9 protein-coding genes are annotated in these 11826 nt (G+C 71.3%); 3 read left to right on the forward strand and 6 right to left on the reverse strand.

Going from position 1 to position 11826, the window contains the following annotated elements; translation table 11 throughout:
- Positions 1-13 precede the first annotated feature (13 nt).
- The 6 genes from ACI2L3_RS37990 to ACI2L3_RS38015 all read right to left on the reverse strand — a co-directional run bounded on the left by ACI2L3_RS37990 (position 14) and on the right by ACI2L3_RS38015 (position 7923).
- Positions 14-1099, reverse strand: coding sequence for a WD40/YVTN/BNR-like repeat-containing protein (locus ACI2L3_RS37990; RefSeq protein ID WP_404757024.1), 1086 nt, complete (start codon positions 1097-1099; stop codon positions 14-16).
- Positions 1100-1204: 105 nt separating this feature from the next.
- Positions 1205-2110 (reverse strand): homocysteine S-methyltransferase, encoded by a 906-nt coding sequence (gene mmuM, locus ACI2L3_RS37995; RefSeq protein ID WP_404757025.1) that lies wholly within the window; start codon positions 2108-2110, stop codon positions 1205-1207.
- Entirely contained in the window at positions 2107-4188 is a 2082-nt protein-coding gene (locus ACI2L3_RS38000; RefSeq protein ID WP_404757026.1) for a dipeptide ABC transporter ATP-binding protein, read from the reverse strand. Before ACI2L3_RS38000 ends, mmuM begins: the two co-directional genes overlap by 4 nt.
- Positions 4189-4205: 17 nt before the next feature.
- The gene (locus ACI2L3_RS38005; RefSeq protein WP_404757027.1) at positions 4206-5111 is read right to left on the reverse strand and encodes an ABC transporter permease; all 906 of its coding nucleotides are present in this window, start codon (positions 5109-5111) and stop codon (positions 4206-4208) included.
- Entirely contained in the window at positions 5108-6085 is a 978-nt protein-coding gene (locus ACI2L3_RS38010; protein ID WP_404757028.1) for an ABC transporter permease, read from the reverse strand. The genes ACI2L3_RS38005 and ACI2L3_RS38010 overlap by 4 nt, the downstream gene beginning before the upstream one ends.
- Complete coding sequence (locus ACI2L3_RS38015; RefSeq protein ID WP_404757029.1) at positions 6082-7923, reverse strand: peptide ABC transporter substrate-binding protein; 1842 nt, start codon at positions 7921-7923, stop codon at positions 6082-6084. Before ACI2L3_RS38015 ends, ACI2L3_RS38010 begins: the two co-directional genes overlap by 4 nt.
- Positions 7924-8159: 236 nt before the next feature.
- On the opposite strand from ACI2L3_RS38015, the gene ACI2L3_RS38020 reads away from it, so the two are divergent.
- From ACI2L3_RS38020 to ACI2L3_RS38030, 3 genes are read left to right on the forward strand one after another with little or no spacing between them, the layout of a single operon-like run.
- The gene (locus ACI2L3_RS38020) at positions 8160-9368 is read left to right on the forward strand and encodes an ROK family protein (RefSeq protein ID WP_404757030.1); all 1209 of its coding nucleotides are present in this window, start codon (positions 8160-8162) and stop codon (positions 9366-9368) included.
- Complete coding sequence (locus ACI2L3_RS38025) at positions 9365-10957, forward strand: M81 family metallopeptidase (RefSeq protein ID WP_404757031.1); 1593 nt, start codon at positions 9365-9367, stop codon at positions 10955-10957. Before ACI2L3_RS38020 ends, ACI2L3_RS38025 begins: the two co-directional genes overlap by 4 nt.
- A 16-nt stretch (positions 10958-10973) precedes the next feature.
- Positions 10974-11819: a transporter substrate-binding domain-containing protein gene (locus ACI2L3_RS38030; RefSeq protein ID WP_404757032.1), complete on the forward strand. Its 846-nt coding sequence runs from the start codon at positions 10974-10976 to the stop codon at positions 11817-11819.
- The last annotated feature ends 7 nt before the right edge of the window (positions 11820-11826 follow it).

Consider the following 11826-nt stretch of genomic DNA (forward strand, 5'->3'; position numbering starts at 1 on the left):
ACGGCGGGGGAGATCAACCGATGGCCGCTGCCCGTACGCAGAGGACGTCCGGCAGGTGCGAGGCGAGCTGCTGCCAGCTGTCGCCGTCGTCCGCGGACGCGAACACCTCCCCGTTGCGATTGCCGAAGTAGATGCCCGCCGGGTCGCAGTCGTCACTGGACATGGCGTCGCGCAGCACCACGCCGTAGTGGTCCTCCTGGGGCAGGCCGGCGCTGAGCGGCTCCCAGCTCTTGCCCGCGTCCTGGGTGCGGTAGACACGGCAGTGGCGGTCGGCGGGGACGCGGTCGCTGTCCGCGGTGATCGGGAAGACATACGCGGTGTCGCCGCGGTGCGGGTGGGCGACGGCCGCGAAGCCGAAGGTGGACGGGAGGCCCTCGCCGATGTCCGTCCAGTGCGCGCCCGCGTCGTCGCTGCGGTACACCCCCCAGTGGTTCTGCAGATACAGCCGGTCCGGGTCGGCGGCGTCCCGCGCGACCTTGTGCACGCACTGGCCGAACTCCGGGTTCGGCTCGGGCAGGAAGACCGCGGACACGCCGCTGTTCGACGGGGACCAGCTCGAGCCGCCGTCCAGGGTGCGGAACACCCCGGCGGTGGACACCGCGACGGTCACCGCGCCGGCGTCGCGGGCGTCGGTCAGCACGGTGTGCAGGCCCTCTCCGCCACCGCCCGGCACCCACTTGGAGCGGGTGGGGTGCTCCCACAGAGGACGGACGAGCGAGAAGGACTCGCCGCGGTCCTCCGAGCGGTACAGCGCGGCGGGCTCCGTGCCCGCGAACACCACGTCCGGCTCGGCGGCCGACGGGTGCAGCTGCCACACCCGCTCCAGCGAAGCCCCGGTGTCCTTGGGGAACTTCACGGCGGGCTTCGCCGGCTCCGTCCACGTACGCCCGAGGTCGTCGGAGTGGAAGACGGAGGGGCCCCAGTGCGCGCTGTCACCGCCGACGAGGAGCCGGGGGGTGGAGCCGCGGGTGTCGATGGCGACGGAGTACACCGCCTGCGCGTTGAAGTACGGGCTGTCGTCGAACTCCCAGGCGCCGCCTCGCCTGCGGCCGATGAAGAGGCCCTTGCGTGTGCCTACGGTCAGAAGTACCTCGGCCATGGTGGCCACCTCCGCGACGTCGTTGTCTCAGGTATCCGTCAGTCTGCACCCCACCACTGACAGTCACCCTCCGGCGTCACGTTCCCGCAGGCCAGCGCCGTGTTTTCAGCCCTTCGGCCCAGGCCCCGCGAGTTCCCCGGCGACCTCCGCGATCGCCGCCGGACCCACCCGGCAGCACCCGCCCACCAGCCGCGCCCCCGCCGCCCGCCACCTCGCGGCCTGCCCGGCTGCGAACCGCGCGGGCCCCCGCCAGGCCCTGGCGTCCGCGTCCCACGTCTCACCGCTGTTCGGATAGACGACCACCGGCTTCCCGGTGACCCGCGCGGCGAGCTCCACCGCGGCGCCGGCGTCCCCGGGATCGCAGCAGTTCACGCCGACCGCGACCACCTCGTCCACATCGGCGGCGAGCGCGAAGGCCTCGGCCAGGGGCTGTCCCGCGCGCGTGTGCGTGCCCGCGACGCTGTACGACAGCCAGGCCGGCACCCCCAGGCCGCGGACCGCCCGCAGCAGTGCCCGTGCCTCGTCGGCGTCGGGGACCGTCTCCAGGGCGAGGATGTCGGGCCCGGCCTCGGCGAGGGTTTCGAGCCGCGGCCGGTGGAAGCGTTCCAGCGCGTCCACGGAGAGGCCGTACCGCCCCCGGTACTCCGAGCCGTCGGCGAGCATCGCCCCATAGGGCCCGGCCGACGCGGCCACCCACACCTCACGCCCGAGCCCGGCGCCTGCGCGCCGCGCCAACTCCACGCTGAGGGCGAGGAGTTCGCGCGTGCGCGCCGCGTCGATTCCGTGCCGCGCGAATCCCTCGTACGTCGCCTGGTAGCTGGCGGTGATCGCGACCTCGGCGCCCGCTTCGTAGTACGCGCGATGGGCTGCCTCGATCGCCGCCGGTTCGTCGGCGAGCAGCCGCGCGGACCACAGGGCGTCGCTCAGATCGTGCCCGGCGGCCTCCAGCTGGTTGGACAGACCGCCGTCGAGGACGACCGGGCGCCGGGTGAGGGCTTCGGTGAGTTTCACGTCGTCGACGCTAGCCGAGGGGCCGGCAGGGGGAAGTGGCAGGCCACCTCGTGTCCGGCCCCGTTCGGGGTAGTGGCCCGCGGTTCCGTCGTGGCGCACATGTCCTGGGCGACGGGGCAGCGGGTGCGGAAGCGGCAGCCGGACGGGGGCTCGGCCGCGGAGGGGGTCTCGCCCTGAAGGGGCGCGCGCCGTGGGGCGGACGCGGCCTCGGGGTCGGGCAGGTTGACCGTGTCCAGGAGGCCCCGCGTATAGGGGTGCAGCGGATGCGCGTACACCTGCGCGGCCGGGCCGGACTCCACCAGCTTGCCCAGGTACATCACGCCGACGGTGTCCGCCAGATGGCGTACGACGGCCAGGTCGTGCGAGATGAACAGATAGGTCAGGCCGCGCTCGCGCTGCAGCTCCCGCATCAGGTTGAGGATCTGCGCCTGTACGGACACGTCGAGCGCGGACACCGGTTCGTCGGCGACCACCAGGTTGGGGGAGAGCGTCAACGCCCGCGCCAGGCCGAGCCGTTGACGCTGGCCGCCGGAGAACTCGTGCGGATAGCGGTACACGGCACCGCGCGGCAGGCCGACGGCGTCGAGGAGTCCGGCTATCAGCTTCTCCTGCTCGGGACGGTTGCCGGCGCGCTGGATGACGAGCGGTTCGCGGAGGATCTCGCCGACCCGCATGCGCGGGTCCATCGCGGCGGTGGAGTCCTGGAACATCAGCTGGACGCGCCGCCGGTGCGCGCGCCGCTCCGCCCGTGACATCCGTGACGGATCGGCGCCCTCGAAGCGCACCGCGCCGCCCGTCGGCTCCTCCAGACCCGCGACGATCCGCCCGAGCGTCGTCTTCCCGCAGCCCGACTCGCCGACCAGGCCGAACGTCTCGCCCTTGCGGACCGACAGCGACACCCCGCCGACCGCGCTCACCGTCCCCCGGCTCCGCGAGAACGCGCCGCCCTTGAGCGGAAACTCCTTCACCAGCGAGTCGAGTTCGAGGAGCACGTCACCGGGGGCGGCGGTGGCGGGCACGGCCGCCGGCGTCACCACGTCGTCCTCGGACGCGGCCTTCTCCGGCACCGGGTGGAAGCACGCGAACCGGTGCGCCGCGCCGCGCACGGCATCGTCCGCGAGCGGCGGTTCCCCGGCACGGCACTCGTCCGTCGCGAAGGTACAGCGCGGCGCGAAACGGCAGCCCGTGGGGCGCACCACCAGGTTCGGCGGCAGGCCGGGGATGGTGTGCAGTTCGGTGCCGCTGTCGGCGGCCCGCTCGGGCAGCGCCGCGAACAGCGCCTCGGTGTAACGGTGGCGCGGCCGGGCGAACAGGTCGCGCACGTCGGCCTGTTCGGCGACCCGGCCCGCGTACATCACCGCGACCCGGTCCACCCGGTTGGCTATCACTCCGAGGTCGTGCGTCACCAGGATCATCGCCATGCCGAGCCGGGCGCGCAGGTCGTCGACGAGCTCCAGGATCTGGTGCTGCGTCGTCACGTCGAGGGCCGTCGTCGGCTCGTCCGCGATCAGCAGCTTCGGTTCGCACACCAGCGCCATGGCGATCGCCACGCGCTGCCGCATGCCGCCCGACAGCTGGTGCGGGTAGGCCTTCATGCGCTCGGCGGGCTGCGGCATGGCGACGAGGCGCAGCATCTCCTGGGCGCGCGCCCGGGCCTCCTTCCCGCCGATGCCGGGGCGGTGCAGGAGCAGCGGCTCCGCCACCTGAGCGCCGATGGTCATCGTCGGGTTGAGGGAGGTCAGCGGGTCCTGGAAGACCATGCCGATGCCGTCACCTCGGACGTCCTGGAGGACGGGCGCGGGAGCGGCGGCGAGGTCCTGCCCGTCGAACAGGACGCGGCCGCCGGTGATCTCGCCGCCCGGCGGCAGCAGCCCGAGGATGCTCAGCGCGGTCATCGTCTTGCCGCAGCCGGACTCGCCGACGATGCCGAGGGCCTCACCGGGGGCCAGGGTCAGGGAGACGCCGTCGAGGGCGTGCACGGTGCGTTCGCGCGAGGCGATGTCGACGTGCAGGTCCTCGATGGTGAGGAGGGGGTCGGTCGCGGGCCGGGGCTCGGCCGCGCGCAGGGGTTCGGTCATCTTCGCGGTACTCCCTCTCACTTCCGCAGCCGTACTTCGAACGCGTCCCGCAGCCCGTCGCCGATGAAGTTGAACGCGGCGACGACCAGCACGATCGCGATGCCCGGCGGGAAGATCAGCCACCAGTAGCCGTTCTGGGTGTAGGTGATGCCGGCCGACAGCATCGATCCCCAGTCCGCCGAGGGCGGCGGGATGCTCAGGCCCAGGAAGGCGAGATAGCTGACGTAGAGGATCGCGTCGGCGATCTGGAACGTGCAGTTGACGATGACCGTGCCGATCGCGTTCGGCACGATGTGCTTGAAGACCGCGCGCGTGCCGCCGCCGCCCATCATCCGCATGGCCTGCACGTACTCGCGGTCGCGCAGCGCCAGCGCCTCCCCGCGCACCAGGCGGGCCGGCGACAGCCACGCCACCGACGCGATGATCATGATGAGGACGCCCTTGCTCGGGGTGACGATCGCGGCGACCACGACGAGCAGGAACATCGCCGGGATGGCGAGCGCCGCGTCCGTGATCCGCATCATCGCGGCGTCGACCCAGCCGCCGAAGTAGCCGGCGACCGCGCCGTAGACGGTGCCGAAGAGGGTGGCGAGGAGGCCTGCCGCGAGGCCGATCTCCAGGGAGGTCCGCCCCGCGACCATCAGCCGGCCGATCATGTCGTAGCCGAGGTCGGTGGTGCCGAGGAGGTGGCCGGGGCTGCCGGGCGGGAGGTTCGCCTGCGACAGATCGGTGTGGATCTGCTCGGTGTCGTACAACCACGGGCCGAGATAGCTGAACGCCAGCAGCAGGAGCAGCACCACCACACCCGTCAGGGCGAGCTTGTTGCCGGTGAAGACCTGGAGCGTGCGGCGGGCCAGCGAGGGCGTGGCCCGTGCGGCGTCCTCATGGCCTGGTGCGGCCGCGGGTGCGACGGTGGTACTCATGCCACGCTCCGTATCCGGGGGTCGAGGACGGCGTACAGAACGTCGGTGAGCAGCGAGCCGATGACGGTGGCGACACCGACGACGAGCGTCACACCGAGCAGGACGGGGAAGTCGGAGCCCTGCGCGGCGTTCCAGAACAGCAGCCCCATACCGGGGTAGTTGAACATCGACTCCACGACGAGGGCGCCGCTGAACAGCGTCGGCAGATAGAGGCCGAGGAGCGTCGCGAGGGGGATCAGCGCGTTGCGCAGGACGTGCCTGACCATGATCCGGCGGCTCGACTGGCCCTTGGCCATCGCCGTACGGACGTATTCCCCGGTGAGGTTGTCGAGTACGGCCGAGCGCATGTAGCGGCTGAACATCGCGACGATGCCGAAGGCCATGGTGACCACCGGGAGGATCAGCCCGGTGAAGTCGCCGAGGAGTTCACCGATCGTCTCGCCCTGCGGGGCCTCCGCCGGGAGGATGGGCATGACCTGCGCGAACAGGATGATCATGATGAGGCCGAGGAAGAACACCGGCGTCGCGTACAGGAGGAAGGCGAGGCCCGTCAGCACGTAGTCGGACGCCTTGCCGCGCCGCACGGCCTGCAGCAGTCCGAGCGGGACCGCGATGACGACCGCGAGAACAGTGGACAGGACGGTGAGCAGCAGCGTCTTCGGCAGCCGCTGCTTCAGCAGGTCGAGTACGGGCGAGTTGAGCTTGAAGGACTCGCCGAGGTCTCCCGTGAGCAGCCGCTTCAGATACATCACGTACTGCACGGGCAGCGGACGGTCGTACCCCTGCTGGTGGTTGAAGTGCTCGATCTGCTGCGGTGTGCCCTTCGGGCCGAGGATGGCGCGGGCGGGACCGCCCGGCAGCAGGTGCAGGAGAACGAAGACGATGACCGACACGAGGAAGAGGACGACGACGGCCTGGAGGAACCGCTTGACCAGAAAGCCGGTGAAGCCGGTGAGGCCGTTGCTGCCGGTCACTTCTCGGCTCCCTTCTTCTTGACGTAGTACCAGTGCTGGGGAGCGAAGGTGACGGTCGGGTTCTGCGAGACGCCGCGCAGGTCGTTGCGGATCACCGAGACCTGGTACGCGGGGTTCGGCATCCACATCACGGGCAGTTGCTCGGCCAGGTACTCGCCGTACTCGTGCACTGCCTTCATGTCGGGGGAGTACTGCACGCCCCGCAGGATGCGGTCGGCCTTCTTGTCGCTGTAGTTGCCGAAATTGGCGGAGGCGCCCGTCGAGAAGAGCTGCTCGCCGCTGGGGTTGAGCGGGTAGTACCAGCTGCCGGCCGTCCCGAAGAACGACATGTCCCAGTCGCAGCCGGGGTCCTTCGCCTTGCAGGGAACGGAGTTGCCGAGCACCGAGTTGAGCGGCTGCTGGCGCACGGTCAGGTCGATGCCGGCTTTGGAGAGCGACGACTTGAGCTCCTGCATCATGTTCGTCGTCTCGGTGGAGCCGGACTGGGAGAGCAGGGTCAGTTCGAGCGGGGTGTTCCCGGCGATGCCCTTGCCGCACTCGCCGGGCCCCGTGCCGGGGCGTACGCAGCGTGCCGTGCCGTCCTTCGTCCGCCAGCCGTGGGCCGCCAGCAGCCGCCGGGCCTTGGCGACGGAGAACGGGTACTTGTTCTTCTCCATCTCCCGGGACAGGTACTGGCTCTTCGGCGTCACCGGCACCGGCCCGAGCGTCGGTGTCGCGCTGCCCTGCCAGATGACGTCGCTCATCGCCTTCTGGTCGACGAGGTGCTGCATGGCCTGGCGGATGTAGAGCCGGCCCATCATCGGTCCGCCGCGCGTGGAATTGAAGTTGTAGACGATGTACGTCGCCGCCCAGCCCTCCCACGGATCGACGCGGTACCCCTTCTCCTGGAACTTCTCCTTCTGTGCCATCACGGACGGCGGGATGTAGCCGTAGTCGACGCCGCCCGAACGCAGCACGTTGTACTCGGAGTCGGCCGTCGTGAACGGTTTGAAGACCACCTTGTCCAGGTGCGGGCGCTCCGACTCCGGGCCGGTGAACTTTTCGTTCGGCACGATGGTGACCTGCCCGCTGTCCCGCCAACCGGCCAGCTTCCACGGCCCGTTGACCGTCTTCCAGAGCGGGTCGGTGCCGTACGAGCCGAGGCTCTTGGCGTGCTTCGTCAGGCGCGCGAACACCGCCTTGGCGCCTGCCGGGGTGCGGTCCCAGTCGCCGATCCGCCCGCCGTCGGTCTTCGCGTCCCAGGCGTGCTGGGGGAGCGCCCGCAGCAGGGTGAGCTGGTTGGCCGTGAACCAGTCCGGGTTGTACGCGCGCGTCAGGTGCAGCCGCACGGTGTGGTCGTCGAGCGTCTCGAACCGCTTGACGTTGTCCGGCATCGCACCGACCGAATAGGCGCCCCACTCCGCCTTGTTGGCCTTGACCAGATGGAACCAGAACTCCAGGTCGCGGGCCGTGACCGGCTTCCCGTCGGACCACTCGACGCCCTCGCGCAGCGGCACGGTCACCGTCTTGTTGCCGTCGCTGTACTCGGGCTCCAGGCCCAGCGTGCCGGGACCGTGCGTGGTCAGCTCGCCCTTCGCCTCGTCCTGCACGGCGTCGTACACCGGCGTGAACAGCAGGGAGAGGATGCCGTAGTTGTAGGAGCCGCCGTAGCCCGGCGCGCCGATCGGGAAGATCCAGTTGGGTGTAGCGGCGGGCGGCAGCGCCATCGTCGCCGTGCCGCCCTCGACGGGCGTACCGCCGGTGGGACCCATGTCGATGCGGCCGCCCTCGCGGGTGCAGCCGGTGAGGGCCGCCGCGAGGACGAGCAGCGCGGCCGCCGCGGACCTGAATGAGCGCATGGCGATGGGCCTCCAAGGGGACGGGGCCGGCCCGTGCCGGAGAACGACGGGGCGGCGCCCGAACGCTAGGCCGGGCGCGAAAAACAAGTCAATAGGTTCATTCGGCAAGAAGTGGAAAAGGTGGCGAGGGTAGCCAACTTGGTTCGTCAGCTTCTAGTGTTCGCCTACTTGTCGAATGAACAAGCCGAACAACTCGAAGTAAGTCGAGCGGGCTGAAGCAAGTAACTGGGGGCGTCATGACCGGAACACCACTCGGCGAGCCGGGATCGGCACAGCACATCGTGCACCTGGTCTCCTCGGGGGCGGCCACGTCCCGGGCCGATCTCGTGCGCGAGCTGGGCCTCGCCCCCTCGACGGTCTCCCTGCGCGTGCAGGAGCTCGTCGACGCCGGACTGCTCAGCGAGTCGGGCGAGGGCGCCTCGCGCGGCGGCCGCAGGCCCCGGCTGCTGCGGGTCGCCGCGCACGGAGGCGTCGCGCTCGCCGCCGACCTCGGCAGCCATCACGCGCGGCTCGGCGCGGTCGGCATGGGCGGCACCGTCACCGACGCCGTCGACCTGCCGCACGACATCACCGCGGGCCCCGAGTCCGCCGTCGACTGGCTCTGCGGCCAGGTCGAGGAGCTGATCGCCCGGCAACGGGACGAGGGCCGCACGGTACGCGCGTTCGGAGTCGCCTTCCCCGGCCCCGTGCAGCCCGCCACCGGCCGCGTCCTCAGCCCCTCCCGGATGCCCGGCTGGCACCGCTACCCGCTGCGCGACGTCCTCACCGAGCGGCTCGGCATCCCCGTCACCGTCGACAACGACGCCACCATGATGGCCGTCGGCGAGCACCGCGTCGCGCGCCCGGACCTCGACCACCTCGTCGTCGTCAAAGCGGGCCGCGGCATCGGCAGCGGCGTCATCTCCGCCGGCCGCCCGCACGACGGCGCCAACGGCAGCGCGGGCGACATCAGCCACGTCCGCGTCGACGCCGCGGGCGACCGCCCGTGCAGCTGCGGCAACATCGGCTGCCTGGAGACCGTCGCCAGCGGCGCCGCCCTGATCCGCGAACTCGCCGGACAGGGCGTCGAGGTGGCCGACACCGCCGGTCTGCTGCGGCTCGTCGCGGACGGCGACCCGCAGGCCACCACCCTCGTGCGCACCGCGGGACGGCACATCGGCACGGTCCTGTCCGTCGTCGTCAACTTCTTCAACCCACAGGCCGTCGCCCTCGGCGGCGTCCTCGCCACGGCCGAACCCCTGGTCGCCGCCGTGCGCGGGGTGCTCTACGAACGCTGCCTGCCCCTCGCCACGGCCGACCTGGAGATCACCACGACCGTGACGGGCGTCGACGCGGGGCTCCTCGGCGCCGGCCTCACCGCGCTGCGCCAGTACCTCCCGACCTCCCCGACCGCCCCCGTCCCCGCCCCCGCACCCCCGTTCCAGGAAGAGAGCGCACCCGCATGACCCCCACCGCCAACCACCGCCGCCTGCGCATCGGCATCGGCGGCATCGGCATCGAGTCGTCCACGTTCTGCCCGCACCGCTCCACCACCGACGACTTCCGCCGGACGCGGGGCCAGGAACTTCTCGACCGCTACACATGGACCGGTCCTGACTCCGACCTCGCCGACGCCGTCGAATGGGTGCCCCTGCTGCACGCCACCGCGCTGCCCGGCGGCCCGGTGGAGGCGGAGTCGTACCTGACGCTGAAGGACGAACTGGTCACGCGCATACGGGCGGCGGGCCCGCTCGACGGCCTCGTGTACGACATCCACGGCGCGATGAGCGTCATCGGCCTCACCGACGCCGAGGCCGACCTGACGGAGGCGGTACGGGCCGCCCTCGACTCCGCCGGCACCCCGGGCGGCGCGGGCCGCCCGATGATCTCCGCCGCCATGGACCTGCACGGCAACGTCTCGCGCCGCTTCGCCGAGCCCGTCGACCTGCTCACCGCCCACCGCCTCGCCCCGCACGAGGACGCCTGGGAGACCCGCGAACGCGCCGCCCGCAACCTCGTGCGGTGCCTGCGGGAGGGCGTGCGTCCCCACCGGGCATGGGTGCAGATCCCCGTCCTCCTGCCCGGCGAGAAGACCAGCACCCGCCTGGAGCCCGCCAAGTCCCTCTACGCCTCCCTCGCCGAGATCGAGCGGCTGCCCGGCATCCTCGACGCCGCGCTGTGGGTCGGGTACGCCTGGGCCGACGAACCGCGCTGCCGGGCCGCCGCCGTCGTCACCGGCGACGACGCCGAACTCGCCGCCGCCGAGGCCGAGAAACTGGCCCGCCGTTACTGGGACGTGCGCCGCGACTTCGTCTTCGTCGGCCCGACGGGCACCGCCGAGGAGTGCATCGAGCGGGCGGTGAGCTCGTCCGCGCGGCCCTTCCTGATCAGCGACTCGGGCGACAACCCGACGGCGGGCGGCGCGGGCGACCTCGCGTACATGCTGGGCAAGCTGCTGGAGAACGACGCGGTCCGCGACGGCCGGGTCACCGCCGTCCACCCCGGCATCACCGACCCGGTCGCCGTCGCCCACTGCTTCGACGCGGGCGTCGGCGCGGAGGTCACGCTGAGCGTCGGCGGCAAGGTCGACGCGAACCACGGCGGACCGTACGAACTCACCGGCACCGTCGTTGCGTTGCAGCGCGCCACCGACCAGAAGGACCGCGCGGAAGGCGGCGCGTACGACCGTGGCGTCGACATGGCGGCCGTGCGCAGCGGCGGCCTCACCGTCATCCTCGTCGAGCGCCGCAAGCCGTTCCACACGCTCGCCGACTTCATGGGCCCGGCGGACGGCGGCCTCGGCATCGACCCTCGTACGTACGACATCGTGGCCGTGAAGATCGGCTACCTGGAGCCGGAGCTGTACGACATGGCGGCCGACTGGCTGCTCGCCCTCACGCCGGGCGGCGTCGACCAGGACCTGCCGCGCCTCGGCCACCACCGGGTGGAACGGCCGCTGTATCCGTTCGACGAGGACGCGTACGCGTACGGCGGCGGGACGCCTGACCTGACCCCGGTTCGGCTCGCCCCACTAGTTGCCGACGTACGTCCGTAGCGCAGAGGAGTCACCTGTGAAGCGTGCTGTCACCTTGTCCGCGCTGGTCTGTTTGCTGGCCGTCACGGCCGCCGCGCCCGCCTCTCCCGACGCGGGCCAACGCTCTTCCGACGCGAACCGCCGACCGGAGGGCCACCACGCGCGCAGCCTCCTGGACGCCGTGCCGAAGAAGGGTGTCCTGAGGGTCTGCACGACCGGCGACTACGCACCGTTCACGAAGCTGGACCCCGCCGCCGGAACGTACAGCGGCGTCGACATCAAAATGGCCCGCGACCTGGCGAAGAGCCTCGAAGCCAGGCCGAAGTTCGTGGCCACCACCTGGGCCGACCTCACCAAGGACGTGGCGGCGCGGCGGTGCGACATCGGCGTCGGCGGTGTCTCGATCACCCTGCCGCGCGCCCGCCAGGTCTACTTCAGCGAGCCCACGCGTGAGGACGGCAAGACGCCGATCGTGCGCTGCGCGGACAAGGACAGGTTCGGGGCGGGCGCCCTGTCGGATATCGACAAGCCGGGCACGACCGTCGTGGTGAACCCGGGCGGCACGAACGAGCAGTTCACCCGGGCGAACATCAAACAGGCCACGATCAAGCTGCACCCGGAGAACACCACGATCTTCCAGGAGATCATCGACGGCCGGGCGGACGTGATGATGACGGACGCGAGCGAGACGCTCTACCAGTCGAAGATCCACCCCGAACTGTGCGCCCTCCACCCCGACAAGCCCTTCACCTTCTCCGAGAAGGCGTACGCGATGCCGCGCGGCGACGACGAGTTCAAGGCGTACGTCGACCAGTTCGTGCACCTCGCGACGCATGACGGGACGTACGCGAAGTACGAGGCGGAGTGGATGCGGAGTGGATGAGAGTGGT

This window comes from Streptomyces sp. NPDC029674 (genome assembly GCF_044903205.1).
Lineage (GTDB): Bacteria > Actinomycetota > Actinomycetes > Streptomycetales > Streptomycetaceae > Streptomyces.